General features: G+C 48.6%; 11 protein-coding genes and 1 pseudogene. 5 read left to right on the top strand and 7 right to left on the bottom strand.

Going from position 1 to position 13,385, the window contains the following annotated elements; genetic code table 11:
* Nucleotides 1-15: 15 nt before the first annotated feature.
* The 7 genes and pseudogenes from ACDC99_RS01820 to ACDC99_RS01790 all read right to left on the bottom strand — a co-directional run bounded on the left by ACDC99_RS01820 (nt 16) and on the right by ACDC99_RS01790 (nt 8,145).
* Complete coding sequence (locus tag ACDC99_RS01820; protein WP_287073488.1) at nt 16-1,101, bottom strand: cytochrome d ubiquinol oxidase subunit II; 1,086 nt, start codon at nt 1,099-1,101, stop codon at nt 16-18.
* A 28-nt stretch (nt 1,102-1,129) separates the two neighbouring features.
* Entirely contained in the window at nt 1,130-2,701 is a 1,572-nt protein-coding gene (locus ACDC99_RS01815; protein ID WP_370755593.1) for a cytochrome ubiquinol oxidase subunit I, read from the bottom strand.
* 11 nt (nt 2,702-2,712) lie between these two features.
* Nucleotides 2,713-2,919 (bottom strand): DUF4492 domain-containing protein, encoded by a 207-nt coding sequence (locus ACDC99_RS01810; protein WP_278841028.1) that lies wholly within the window; start codon nt 2,917-2,919, stop codon nt 2,713-2,715.
* A gap of 212 nt (nt 2,920-3,131) precedes the next feature.
* Nucleotides 3,132-4,058, bottom strand: a complete 927-nt coding sequence (locus ACDC99_RS01805) for a LysR substrate-binding domain-containing protein (RefSeq protein ID WP_042519528.1) — start codon at nt 4,056-4,058, stop codon at nt 3,132-3,134.
* 46 nt (nt 4,059-4,104) lie between these two features.
* A complete protein-coding gene (locus ACDC99_RS01800; RefSeq protein WP_370755590.1) occupies nt 4,105-6,600 on the bottom strand; it encodes an FAD-dependent oxidoreductase in 2,496 nt (831 codons plus the stop codon).
* A 151-nt stretch (nt 6,601-6,751) separates the two neighbouring features.
* Nucleotides 6,752-7,048, bottom strand: coding sequence for a thioredoxin (gene trxA / locus ACDC99_RS01795; protein ID WP_042519526.1), 297 nt, complete (start codon nt 7,046-7,048; stop codon nt 6,752-6,754).
* A gap of 598 nt (nt 7,049-7,646) precedes the next feature.
* Nucleotides 7,647-8,145 (bottom strand): annotated as a pseudogene (locus ACDC99_RS01790) (hypothetical protein).
* A gap of 86 nt (nt 8,146-8,231) precedes the next feature.
* On the opposite strand from ACDC99_RS01790, the gene ACDC99_RS01785 reads away from it, so the two are divergent.
* The 5 genes from ACDC99_RS01785 to ACDC99_RS01765 all read left to right on the top strand — a co-directional run bounded on the left by ACDC99_RS01785 (nt 8,232) and on the right by ACDC99_RS01765 (nt 13,200).
* Nucleotides 8,232-8,423 carry a hypothetical protein gene (locus ACDC99_RS01785; RefSeq protein WP_289064492.1) on the top strand — a complete coding sequence of 64 codons (192 nt, stop codon included), beginning with the start codon at nt 8,232-8,234 and terminating at the stop codon, nt 8,421-8,423.
* Between the two features lie 191 nt (nt 8,424-8,614).
* A complete protein-coding gene (locus ACDC99_RS01780) occupies nt 8,615-8,797 on the top strand; it encodes a winged helix-turn-helix transcriptional regulator (protein ID WP_370755585.1) in 183 nt (60 codons plus the stop codon).
* A 7-nt stretch (nt 8,798-8,804) separates the two neighbouring features.
* Nucleotides 8,805-9,098 carry a helix-turn-helix domain-containing protein gene (locus ACDC99_RS01775; RefSeq protein WP_288592191.1) on the top strand — a complete coding sequence of 98 codons (294 nt, stop codon included), beginning with the start codon at nt 8,805-8,807 and terminating at the stop codon, nt 9,096-9,098.
* Nucleotides 9,099-9,357: 259 nt separating this feature from the next.
* Entirely contained in the window at nt 9,358-12,444 is a 3,087-nt protein-coding gene (locus ACDC99_RS01770; RefSeq protein ID WP_370755583.1) for a DUF6298 domain-containing protein, read from the top strand.
* A 249-nt stretch (nt 12,445-12,693) separates the two neighbouring features.
* The gene (locus ACDC99_RS01765; RefSeq protein ID WP_044072683.1) at nt 12,694-13,200 is read left to right on the top strand and encodes an RNA polymerase sigma factor; all 507 of its coding nucleotides are present in this window, start codon (nt 12,694-12,696) and stop codon (nt 13,198-13,200) included.
* The last annotated feature ends 185 nt before the right edge of the window (nt 13,201-13,385 follow it).

Genomic DNA, 13,385 nt, shown 5'->3' with positions numbered 1-13,385 from the left:
ATATAAATCTCCCGCTTATTTCGTGAGTTTATACCACACCCATGCGATGTATGCCAACACGAACGGAATGGCAAGGCTGACGACACTCATGGTCTTCAGGGTGAACTCTGATGATGACGAATTGTAGATTGTCAGCGACGACTCCATATCGGCATAAGACGGATAGTAAGGCGTGTCGTTATAGCCTGCCACCCAGAAGAGCGACAGAACCACAAGCACCGTTCCAAAACCGGAGAACCATATTCCCTTGCGACTCTTTCTAAACAGAGCGGCAAAGACTGCATAGAGCACCATGAGTGTGCCCAAGAGGAAGCTTATGAGCGCCGCCGGCATGGCTATGAAATTGTTGAGATATTTGTTGTCTACCCACTGGAACTCATGCAGGCCGGTAGTTTCGTAACTGCCGGTCGTAAGCAATACTGCCGTTGTGGCAAGAAAGAGAACGACAAATACCGGAGCATTGACACGGAGCTGTTTTCTGTTCCACTCTGCCGTGTTCTCGTCTTTCACCTGATTGAGAAACCACAGGTTGGCCTGCACCCTTGTGAGGAACAATACCATCAATCCGAACATCACCACACGCCAATCCAGAAGGACTTCGAGTCCATGCCAGTCTCCCCACTGCGATATCACGGGAGCTGCGGCGTCTGTGAGATTTGTCTTCTCTACCGTGAAATCGCTTCCGAAGAAGAATGTGCTCACCGCACCGCCCAAGAGCAGCGGCGCAAGAATGCCGTTGATGAAAAGGAAGATGTCATATAGCTTGCGGCCGAGGATGTTTCCGTCGGAAAGACGGTATTTGAAGCTCACCGCCTGCACGACGAAGCCGAAGAGTATAAGCATCCATATCCAGTATGCTCCACCGAAGGAGGTGGAATAGAACAGCGGAAACGAAGCGAAGAAGGCTCCGCCAAAGGTGACGAGCACGGTGAAGGTTAGTTCCCAACGGTGGGCAATGGTATATATCATGTCCTCACGCTGCTCCTCCTTCATCTGGGGTATCATCGACTGTCCGCCCTGAACGAAGAGCATGAAGACCAACAGTGATCCCAAGACGGAAATCAAAAGCCACCAGTATTCTTGTAATAATTGATAGTTCATAGTGTATATATTTGTGGGTTTAACAAAATTAGTTTACGTGTTCCTGCACTTCGGGACCCTTCTTTATCTGCTTTATCATAATGTTTATCTCAGCACACAGCAGGATGGTGAACAACAAGCCGAAGATGACGAATGTGGTGACGACCTGACCTACCGACAGACTTGACACGGCTGCCTGCACTGGCATGATATCCTGGATTGCCCATGGCTGACGACCCACTTCGGCTACTATCCAGCCACACTGGGAGCAGAGATATGCCAGAGGCAAAGTGACAAATGCCAAAAGCGGGAATATACTTATGTTCTTCCATCTGCAGCTCAGCCATCCGCGTCTCTTGAACGACAGGAACACCGTTGCGGCGAGGAACACCAACAGCCATCCGCCTACGGCGACCATGATATGGAAAGGATAGAACACCATTGCCACATCGGGGATTGCTTCTTTCACATCGTTGAAGTAGCCGTAGCCAAAATACTTGTAGTCTGGCTTCAGTTCCTTTTCCGCCTTTGCCATTCCGGCAGCGTTGCCTGCCTTCTTAGCCTCGTTGTATGCCGCCAGAGCCTTCTGGGCTGCCTTGCCGCGCTTGATGCGTTCGGCATACGGAACGGTATTGACCATCTTTCCATCCACAATGTCTTTGCCCTCAATAATGTCTTTGATGCCCGGAATAAAGGCATTGGCGTCGTGGCGTCCCAGTATGCTCAATCCCTTTGGTATGGCTATCTCAAACAGCATCGGATCCTTGTCGTCATTCCACTGCTTTTCCGTATTCAGTATGCCAAAGCCCACAAGGGACGTGCCTTCCTTGCCCTCATACAGACCCTCCATGGCAGCGAGCTTCATGGGCTGCACCTTTGTCACCTCAACAGCACTGCCGTCGCCGGAGAACATACACAACAGGATGCCTGCAAGACCTACTGCGCCGCCTACCTTGATGGATTTGACGGCAAAGTCTACGTTGCGCTTCTTCATCAGGAACCATCCGCTGACGCATACGACAAAGGCACCGGCGAGACACCATCCGCTGGTGACGGCATGGATGAACTTGTTTACCGCTACCGGCGACAGAGCCACATCCCGGAAGCTGACCATCACATTGCGCATCTGGTCGGCAGAGAACTCCATGCCCACAGGATACTGCATCCATGAGTTGGCAACGAGAATCCACCATGCGCTCAGACTCGCGCCAAAGGCAGTGAGCCAGGTGGCGGCGAGATGCTGGCCGGCAGAAAACTTCTTCCACCCAAAGAACATCACGGCGAAGAAAGTGCTTTCGCAGAAGAAGGCAAAGATGCCCTCAATGGCAAGCGGAGCACCGAAGATGTCGCCCACGAACCATGAATAGTTGGAGAAATTGGTACCGAATTCGAATTCCAGTATAATACCCGTGGCTACTCCGATGGCGAAGTTTACGCCAAAGAGCGTCATCCAGAACTTGGTGAGACTGAGCCATTCCTGCTTGCGGGTGCGGTAATACACTGTCTCCATCACGGCTACTATTATTCCCAATCCCAATGTCAGAGGAACGAAAAGCCAATGGTAACATGCGGTAAGGGCAAACTGTGCCCTTGACCATTCTACTACGTTGATTATATCCATACGCTATTTTATTAAGGTTTCGTTGTTATCAGATTTTCCCTCACTTTGTCTGCTTTCTCCTCGTCGGTGCCCGAAAGGGCGGGCTGGAAAAAGAATATGCGGAGAACGGCAAACATTATGAAGAGCTTTATGAGGATGATGGTCCACAGCGTCTTGCCGACCGTCATCCCCCTGAAGCCTTCATAATAGAAGAGGTATATTTTACGCAATTTCTCCATATCTTTGCTTTATCCTCCCCAACGGGCTATTGAACGTTGGGAGTTGTTGTCATAATATAGTTTTGCAAAGATACTATTCCTTCTACATGTGAACAATTGTAAATATCTATCCCGTGATAGAGAATATCTTTTCAGCACGGGATTTTGTCATCTTTAAAAGCCATCAGGGCTGCTTGGATTTTGTTTTTTGGCAACTATATTTTTCAAAACGGTCATAGTCTGATGCCGTATTTCATTATCCCCTCGCCTATCATCCCTGCGGGCATGAATGTCTTCATGGTGTCGGTAATGGTGTTGAGCATACGCTCTCTCACATAATCCTCCTTGACATACAGCGACACTCGCCTTTGCGAGAGATAGTCGCCTTCTATCGGGCGCACGTTCTCCCGCTGCCTGTCGTTGAGAAACGGAAGGTGCATCTCCGGAATGATGGTAAAACCGCCATTCTCGTCGACGATATGCACAAGGGTGGTGATGCTGCCAGCCTCATAGATATGGGTTCCCTTGCTCCGTGCTTTACAGAAAGAGAAAGCGCTGTCTCTCAGACACTGGGCATCCTTCATTATCCACATGTTCTCGTGTTCCAGATTCTCCGGTTTGAATACGGGCAACTTGCGCCAGCAGCTCTCGGCAAGATATACCATGAATTTCTCTGCATAGAGCGGAATCTCAAGCACCCCATCGCACACATTGCCCGATATCGCCATTCCGGCATCCAGTTCGCCTCGCTGCAGCGCCTCTATCATGAAGTTCACTTTCATTTCCTGTATCGACAATTCCACTGTGGGATACATCTCCCGATAGTGTCTGATGAACTTCGGCAGTATGTATGGCGCTATCGTGGGACCTACCGACAATCTGAACCCGCCGCCTATTTGTCCTTTGTCTTCAGAAACTATCTCGCCGATGCGCTCAATCTCCATCAGCGCATTCTCTGCCTGACGGATTATCTTTTCGCCGGCGGTGGTAGGCGTCACCGATCTGTTGGTGCGGTCAAAGATTCTGATGTCGAGTTCTTCTTCCAGTTTCTGCAGCATGGCGCTGAGCGTTGGCTGCGATACATTACACGAGTCAGCCGCTTTCGCAAAATTGCGGAAGCGGTTGACGGCGATTATGTATCTGAGTTGTTGTAGATTCATAATGCGGTGTTAGTGAATGGGCATATACATTGTTGACTGTTTCTTCTTATATAAAAAGATTCACGTTTGCCCTGTCTGCACGCTCCATATAGCTTGCCACACCTCCGACGGTGACATTGTCGAGCAGTTCCTCGCGCTTCACTCCCATCACATCCATCGACATCTGGCAGGCTATGAACTCCACTCCATTGTCGATTGCCTGCTGGCGAAGCGACTCCAGAGAGTCCACTCCCTTCTTGTTCATCAGATAGCGCATCAGCTTGGCGCCCATACCCATCATGTTCATCTTCGAAAGTGCCAGTCTGGAAGAGTCTGAAGGGAGCATCCAACTGAACATCCGTCCGAAAATGTCTTTCTTCACCTTTGGCTTGTGAGTCTTCTTTATTGCATTCAGTCCCCAGAACGTGAAGAATATGCTGACTTTCTTTCCTGTTGCTGCCGCCCCGTTGGCGAGAACGAATGTGGCGAGCGTCTTGTCGAGATCGTCGCTGAAGAGTATCAACGTCTTTCCCAAATCGTTGGTCTGAGGCTTGGCTGCTTCTATGGCGCATGGTGTGGCTTTCTCTATGAGAGCTATGTGTATGCCAGCCTCCGACCGTTTGCCCAGAAACTTGTTTCCTGTTGTATTACACCATGCCTCTGCATCTCTTGGGAAGGCAGCGTCTGTGGCACGGATTTCCAACTGCTGGCCTGCACTCAATGCGTCCATCGCCTGTTTCATCTTCATGATTGGTCCGGGACACTGAATGCCACACGCATCTACCTTTATCACCTCTTTGTCTGCGGAACACGACGGAGCATCAGCGCTGCATCCTGACGTTTCTGAAGCGTTCGCCTGACTATTATCTGCTGCTTCGTCGAATCCTTCCGGCGTGTTTATCTTTGCAGTGGCAGCCTTGTATGTCTTGTATCCTCCTATCAGATTGCGCACATCTTCATATCCGTTGGCTTTCAGAATATTGGAAGCCAGATAGCCACGGAGTCCCACTCCGCAGAACAGCCATATCTGCTTGTCTCTCGGTATCTCAGACAGCCTGTCGCGCATATCGTCCAGCGGGATGTTTATGGCTCCATTTATTGTCCCCAGAGCATATTCATCGGCTGTGCGCACATCGATGAGCGTCACCTTCGTAGTATCAATATCTTTCAACTCGCGCCAATATAGTGGAGTCATCTTTCCGCTCAGTATATTGCCTGCCACATAGCCTGATATCGCCACGGGATCTTTGGCTGAAGAGAATGGCGGTGCGTAGGCATGCTCCAGACGGGTGAGGTCGTCTACTGTGGCTCCGTTCTTTATCGCCATGGCATATTCGTCGATGCGCTTGTCCACCCCGTCGTAGCCCACGATCTGAGCACCATAGAGTCTGCCGTCTTCAGGCGAGAAGGTTATCTTAATGTCCATCTGCATACTGCCGGGATAGTATCCGGCGTGGGCGCCATTATGTATAGTGGCTGAGAGATAAGGGATGTCCATCTGCTTGAGTCGCTTTGCCGGCAGACCGGTAGATGCCACGGTAATGTCGAACACTTTGGCTATTGCCGTGCCGATTGCCCCTTCGTATCTCTCATTGTTGCCCATCACCATATTGTCTGCCACGATGCGTGCCTGACGGTTGGCGGGTCCTGCCAGGAAGTTAAGCCACGGTTTGCCGGTGATGGGATGAGGATATTCTATGGCGTCGCCTACGGCATAAATGTTCTCGTCTGATGTCTGCAGATACTCGTTCACCCAAATGCCGCGCATGTCGCCAAGTTTCAGTCCTGCTGCCTGTGCCAGTCGTGTTTCCGCTCTCACACCGATGCTCAGCAACACCAGGTCTGCCTTGAGACTGATGCCTGATTTGAAATGCACTTCCAGTTCTTCTCCATCCTGAGAGAAGCCTTCCACAGCCTGTTCCAGATACAGTTTCACGCCCTGTTGCTGCAGATGGTCGTGAACGAGAGCCGCCATCGAATAGTCGATAGGCGCCATCACCTGGTTTGCCATCTCCACCACTGCCACCTGTGCGCCGGCGTGCTTCAGATTCTCTGCCATCTCCAGACCGATGAATCCGCCTCCCACAATGACAGCTCGCCTCACCTTGTGGTCGTTCATATAACGCTTGATGCGGTCGGTGTCGCTCACGTTTCTCAGCGTGAAGATTCCTTCGCTGTCGATGCCATCGAGAGGCGGCACCACTGGCGACGCTCCCGGTGAGAGCAACAGTTTGTCGTAGCATTCGCTATATTCCTTGCCGCCGGCGGTGCGCACGGTCACTTGTCTGGCTGCCGCATCTATCGCCGTCACTTCACTCCTTGTGCGCACGTCGATATTGAAACGTCTGCCGAAAGCTTCTGGAGTCTGCACAAACAGACGGTCGCGGTCTTCTATCACTCCACCGATATAATATGGCAATCCGCAGTTGGCGTATGAGATATGTTCTCCTTTTTCAAAGAGTATGATTTCCGCATCTTCTGTCATTCGTCTGATGCGTGCGGCTGCAGTAGCTCCACCTGCCACTCCACCCACTATGAGGAATTTTTTCTTGTTTGCTGTCATGGCCGATAAATATTTACTTCCCAAACGGTCATTAGGACGTTCAGTAATGGTGAAAGAATAACTTGATCAAATTTTGACCTGTATTTTTGTCGGTCAAGTTATTGTTTTACCTTTACTCAATTGGGTATTTTATTACTGTTTGCTGTCTTTTCTACTTCACGCTCTCTATCACTTGCTTCAGTTCGTTTGCCGACATGGCACCGCTCTGTCGCCATTTCATCTCTCCTCCGTTGAAAACCATCAGGGTGGGAACGGACTGGATGCGCATCTGCATGGCTATGGCTTCGTTTTTGTCTACGTCAACTTTCACTATGCGTATGCTGTCGCCGAGTTCTTTCTTCAGTTGTTCCAAAACGGGATGCATTGTCTTGCACGGACCACACCATGTGGCAAAGAAGTCAACGAGAGTCAGTTGACCGCTCTTTATTATATCTGAAAGCTTTTCCATATCTTTTATTTTTATTGGTTAATACTTGGTCTGTCATCAATTTTGACGATGCAAAGATACGGCTTCTTTTATAGACAAACAAATGAGCACATCTATATCATAATAGACTACGACTATCATAAACTTAAATCGGTCTACCCAAATTAGAATAAACAAAATACAAACAAGTCCTAATGATCATTTTGTTTTAAACCAGCAGAAACCCCATGCTTTTACCTATCTCCAATACAGAACGAGATACTTGAGCTTCAACAGCTTTATGCCCTAAAATGGGCACGATGCTTGCCCATGTGGGGCAAGGTGCTTTCTCAACAGGGGCAAGGTGCTTGCCCCTGTTGGGCAGAATTTATGCCAGGCGGTTGCCCAATAAGTTGATGTCATCTGATAATTGAAAGCGCATCCGCGATGATAGTGTTAAGCTTACTTTCCATGATACTTTAATGATACTTTAATGATACTTTTCTGTAAAGCATTCAGAAAAGTATCATTGAGTCAAGTCATTAGTCTATAGCGATTTAGTGGCTTCATTAAGGAGGAAAATGATACTATGACTGATTTTTGATGACAAACAAGATTCATAGCGAACCTGTTGGCGGAATTAATTTAGTGCATACTTAATTCTGCCAATGGGCTTGTCGTTAATGAAGTTTACGTATTGCAGAATGGTAAGTGCACTAATTTTGCCATTGATTCTGGCAAACAAACCATTCGTTATTTTCGCATAGTTCCTGATGACCAAGAACAGGTCTGTAAGTTGTGGGAATATTGTCTCAATCCTCTTTCTTGTCTTTGCGGTCATTGAATTGTCTCCTTGGTATGAGATTAGGAATGCTGTCCTTGTTCTCTTGAAATTTATAGTCGAACAACCACTTCTCACTATCAATGTTCTCGGCCTCAGCCGTCAGGGATAGTGCCACTACTTCCAAGTCAGAAAATTTGGGAACATGACCACGGTGTGGAACATTACCCGATTCATTGACGAGATTTTCAGAGAATTGCTTGCATATCTCAAGTATTTTGACGAATTTTGTGTAAAGGATGTACATACGACGGTTTGAACTTAATGTTTTGGCCACCAATAAGTTACTAAAAATCAGCTATCTGTACAACTTTCTACACATATTTATCAACTTAAATTAATTCCGCCAACGGGTAAGGATTGGACAAGGAGAGGTTGCGTCAAATGGTACTACAATATCTCGGCAATGCAGGAGATGAAGGTGCCAAGCGAGATAGTATATACGAATACCTCAAAGATGTGCTACCTGCCAACAAGACGGAAGAGCAGCAGTTGCGCATGCTTGGAGATTTACTAAAAGCCATGAAAATGGAAGAACTGATAAAAACTGATGGACGGAATTGGTTTCTTCAGTGAAAGAACCGTCGAAATTCGACGAAAATGACGTAATTCCGTCGAAAATTCGTCGAAATGGTTTCAAATTCGTCGTAATTCAACAGAATTTATAGCGAAAGCGACCAATTATAGCGTAAACTAATAGCAACAGTTCGGAAAGATGTTCGGAAACAAAAACGAAAAGTTCGGAAAGAAGTTCGGAAACAAAGGACTTGATTATAGATATTATAAAACAAGACCCACATATAACAGCCGCTGAAATCGCAATGCAATTGAATATGTCTTCACGAGGAGTTGAGAAGCAAATACGTAAACTTCGTGAATTAGGTATAATAAAACGAACTGGTGGTAAATATGGAAGCTATTGGGAAATCGCAATATTAGACAAAGAATAAAACGGATATGTTATTAGGAAACAAGATAAGGTCTCTAAGAGACGAACAAGGAATATTGCAGCGTCAAGTGGCTGCATACTTAGAAATAGACACACCCATGTTCAGTAAGATTGAACGTGGGGACAGGCGAGCAAAGAGAAGCCAAGTAATTCAAATGGCAACATATTTCAAAGTGGACGAAAAAGAAATGCTCACCCTTTGGCTTGCCGACAAGGTTTTGGATGCTTTGGAGGATGAAGATGAATTGAAACTTACAGCCATTGAAACCGCCAAATCCAAGTTAATGGATGTAAATCACTAATTTATAGCAAACAATTCGTCTTCAGGAGGAAATAAAGCAAGATTGATTTCTTGCGAGCAAAGGGAACTTTATGGTATCATTTACGCTTGATGTCGTAAAGTTCCTTTTGATTTACAGGCTCTAACAAAATACATACAGGTTCAAGTGCGGATACAGGTTACAATAAGGCGCAAAGAGCGTCTGAATCTTAAGGTGGCAGAATACTGCCGCCATACAAATCCGACAATAAAATGACAACAACAAAATTCCAAATACGATAATGAAAATAACGAGGACCATCCTGACCACCACTATTCTGTGCGCTACGCTGAGTGCCGCGGCGGGAGGGAAGAAGAAAAGCGTATTCATCCCAATGGACTACTCCACTTGTGGCTACCATGCCTCTGTGGGCGGTATTCCCGATGTGAGGAATGCCGTGTTCGTGGATTGTCAATCCGACGATACCGATGCCAGCCTCCGTCTGCAACGCGCCATCGACTACGTGTCGCGACTGAAGGCTGACAAACAGGGACACCGTGGCACGGTGCTTATCGGCGAAGGCACGTTCTATCTCGACAAACCGTTGAGAATCAGTGCATCGGGAGTGGTATTGAGAGGTATGGGAAAACGGAAGACGAAGCTCGTGAAGCGTGGCACCGACCGCGGCGCCCTCGTATATATCGAGGGACAAAGCGCAATGACAAAAGGTGACACGATAATGGTGGCTGACCAGAAACTGGCTGCCGGAAGCCTGAACATCACGCTCTCCTCCACTGCCGGAATCAAAGTTGGCGAAAGGATAATGGTTTTCAGACCGTCTACCAAGGAATGGATAGAGAGTCTGGGATGCAATGACTTTGGCGGAGGACTCGACTACACGGGATGGAAACCTTCAGACATCGACATGAAGTGGACAAGGACTGTGGAGAGCGTAAAAGGAAACGTAATAACCCTCGATGCCCCCATCACGATGGCTATAGACCAGAAATACGGAAGGGCTATGGTCATCACCTCTTATAATAAGGGGGAGATAACGGAATGTGGTGTGGAGAACATGACGCTCGCCTCTCAGCACAACGACTGGAACCCGAAGGATGAGGACCACTGCTGGGACGGGGTGTGGATGAACAATGCCGGCGACTGCTGGGTGAGACGTACGGATTTTCTGCACTTTGCCGGCAGCGCCGTGAACCTGCAGAGGCAGACAAGGCGTATCACCGTTGAAGACTGCATAGCGAGCGAACCGGTGTCGGAAATCGGAGGCTGGCGCAGAAGGGTGTTCCTGACGAGGGGCGAACAGAATCTCTTCCAGCGATGCGTGTCGAAAGAGGGATTTCATGATTTTGCAGCCGACTTCGCAGCGCCGGGCCCGAACGCCTTCGTGCAATGCGACGCCGAAGGGGCTCTCAGCTTCAGCGGCAGCGTGGGTTCATGGGCACCGGGACTACTGTTCGACGTGGTGAACATCGAGGGAGGCGACCTCTCGTTCCGCAATCTCGAAAACTGGCAGATGGGAACGGGATGGAACACGGCAAACAGCATGATGTGGCAGTGTACGGCATCAACGCTCTACTGCTATTCTCCTGACAAAGACAACCGTTCGAGCGCCAACGCCTGCTGGGGCACGATGACCGGCAACGGGGAATGGAGCGGCAGCAACGACGCCGTGACCCCGCGAAGCCTTTTCTACGACCAGCTGCAAAAGCGTGTGGGCGACAAAGGCAACAACGGTTATGTATATAACAGGAACATCACAGCATCGAGCAGTCCTACAATAGAGGTGGCACAGAGGCTCGCCATGGAATCGGTTACCACACCACGCGTGACGATAGAGATGTGGACTGACTCCATACCATACACCGCAAGCATCTCGGCAAACGGACTCAAGAACATCAACGACATAAAGTCAACAAACACCCACGGCAAATCACTGAAGGGCAGCGACGAGAACACCGTCAACAAGGCTTTCGCCATTTCAAACGGAAAGATGACATACGACGGCAGACTCATCGTCGGCAACCGATATGCCATACCTTGGTGGAACGGAAGGACGAAAGACAACTTCGTGGTAAAGGGCGCCAAACCTGCCATAACGAGATTCGTGCCCGGAAGGGAGGGCACGGGATGGACAGACCGCATCGACTCTGTGGTGACATTCTTGAAAGACAACGGATATGCCATGCTCGACAACCATTACGGACTATGGTATGACCTACGCCGCATCGACCACGAAAGAGTGAAGAGAGCCGACGGCGACGTCAGCGCTCCATTCTACGAACAGCCTTTCACCCGCTGCGGCAAGGGCAGGGCGTGGGACGGACTGAGTCTGTATGACCTGACAAAACCAAACCTATGGTACTGGCAGAGGGAACGCGACTTCGCACAGGCTGCCGCCAAGGAGGGAATGCTGCTGTTCAACCAGAACTATTTCCAGCACAACATCATCGAGGCTGGCGCCCACTGGGTGGACGCTCCATGGCGACCGGTGAACAATGTGAACGGCACGAGCTTTCCAGAACCTGTACCTTTTGCCGGCGACAAGAGAGTGTTCATGGCAGAACAGTTCTACAACGAACAGGACCCTGCCCTGCGCCCACTGCACGAAGGATATATCCGCATGTGTCTCGACCAACTGAAAGACAACGGCAACGCCGTGCAGCTGATCAGCGAGGAATACACCGGACCGCTACATTTCACACGCTTCTGGCTGGAGACTATAGCGAGATGGGAAAAGGAAACGGGCAGACACCCCATGATTGCCCTCAGCTGCACTAAAGACGCACAGGACTCCATACTCGCCGACCCGCAGCTCTCAAAGGTGGTAGACATCATCGACATACGCTACTGGCACTACAACACCACCGGTCTCTGGGCTCCTCCTGCCGGCAAGAACATGGCCCCAAGACAGTTCATGAGAAAGATGAAAGTGGGAAAGACCGGCTACAAGGAAGCATACCGGGCAGTAAGGGAATACACAAGTATGTTCCCTGACAAAGCGGTAACACTATTCGCACAGCAATATCCGCAGTATGGCTGGGCTATACTGATGGCCGGCGGATCACTGCCGAACATACCGGTAGACGACCAGAAATTCCTATCCGACGTTGCCAAGATGAAAGTAGTGGACAACAACCAGACTGCATCGGGGGCTTATGACATGATAGGCGACGATGGCATTGGCTATGTGGTTTACAGCCATACCGACAAACCTCTCTGTCTGACTGTCTCCACTGGGCTCTACAACATATTCTGCATAGACAAAACCAGCGGCAGCATAAGGTCTGTGGCAAAGAAAACCGCCATTAACGGAAGCTACACACTGTCTGAAAGCAAGGCGGAACAGGTGTACTGGATAGAAAAGATATGAGAAAAAACATTGAAAAACGAATGACATAACGTTAGCGAAACATAACGAATTGATTAACGGGTATTGCAAAATGAAGTGCAATACCTGTTTTTTTTATAGAAAAACCAATTATTACCATAAAAACAGACTTGATATAAAACAATTGTATCTTTACAATTAGTATCTTTGCAACAACAAATCTATAAAACTCTAAAACAAACTCTCCCGCCATGAGTGGGAACATTATAAAGCAGTATTTCTTATCAAACTATGGTAAACTTTTCGCAACTCTACGACAAACACGTGGACAGTCTGTTCTCGTTCGGATCTAAATTCACATCAGACCGCGAGCTCATCAAGGACTGCATACAGGACGTATTCGTAAAACTGTTCAACAAGAAAGAAGCATTGGACAAGGTGTGCAACATCGAGTCGTATCTCTATGTCTCGCTCCGAAACCGCATCAACGACGAGTTCCGCCGCCAGGTGCGCCTGTCAGACGAGGAGATAACCGACTACAACACCCGCCGACTTGCCGAACAGAATAATTCATACGACTTCGAGAAGATGGAAGAGGAGAAGAGGCGTAACGAGGCTATGGAACAATACATCCACAACCTGTCGCCACGCCAGCAGCAGATTGTACACCTTTATTATATAGAGCGCCGCAAATACGACGACATCTGCCAGATAATGGGCATCAGCTACCAGTCTGTGCGCAACCTGATGCACCGCAGCCTTAGCCGTATGAGAGAAATGGCTGCCGAGAACAATTGAGCGGACTGCAGACTGACATACTTGTCGATTTCTCTCAAAAAATATCTCAGTATATGAGTACATAGTCATAAAAGCCTCGTCTTATATGCGTAAAAAACATTGAAATAATACTGCTCATTTAAGACTCGACTGAAGAATATGACTGACAAGTACACACAATACGGGAAACGACAGACAATGCCACA

The organism is Prevotella pectinovora (assembly GCF_041323955.1).
GTDB lineage: Bacteria > Bacteroidota > Bacteroidia > Bacteroidales > Bacteroidaceae > Prevotella > Prevotella pectinovora.
The sequence above is the reverse complement of the archived record's forward strand: the minus strand, read 5'-3'. Positions and strand labels throughout refer to the sequence as shown.

Excerpts from the sequence above, each read along its gene's own strand:
- ACDC99_RS01820 (WP_287073488.1), bottom strand. The coding sequence starts at position 1,101 with ATGAACTATCAATTATTACAAGAATACTGGTGGCTTTTGATTTCCGTC.
- ACDC99_RS01815 (WP_370755593.1), bottom strand. The coding sequence starts at position 2,701 with ATGGATATAATCAACGTAGTAGAATGGTCAAGGGCACAGTTTGCCCTT.
- ACDC99_RS01810 (WP_278841028.1), bottom strand. The coding sequence starts at position 2,919 with ATGGAGAAATTGCGTAAAATATACCTCTTCTATTATGAAGGCTTCAGG.
- ACDC99_RS01805 (WP_042519528.1), bottom strand. The coding sequence starts at position 4,058 with ATGAATCTACAACAACTCAGATACATAATCGCCGTCAACCGCTTCCGC.
- ACDC99_RS01800 (WP_370755590.1), bottom strand. The coding sequence starts at position 6,600 with ATGACAGCAAACAAGAAAAAATTCCTCATAGTGGGTGGAGTGGCAGGT.
- trxA (WP_042519526.1), bottom strand. The coding sequence starts at position 7,048 with ATGGAAAAGCTTTCAGATATAATAAAGAGCGGTCAACTGACTCTCGTT.
- ACDC99_RS01785 (WP_289064492.1), top strand. The coding sequence starts at position 8,232 with ATGGTACTACAATATCTCGGCAATGCAGGAGATGAAGGTGCCAAGCGA.
- ACDC99_RS01775 (WP_288592191.1), top strand. The coding sequence starts at position 8,805 with ATGTTATTAGGAAACAAGATAAGGTCTCTAAGAGACGAACAAGGAATA.
- ACDC99_RS01770 (WP_370755583.1), top strand. The coding sequence starts at position 9,358 with ATGAAAATAACGAGGACCATCCTGACCACCACTATTCTGTGCGCTACG.
- ACDC99_RS01765 (WP_044072683.1), top strand. The coding sequence starts at position 12,694 with ATGGTAAACTTTTCGCAACTCTACGACAAACACGTGGACAGTCTGTTC.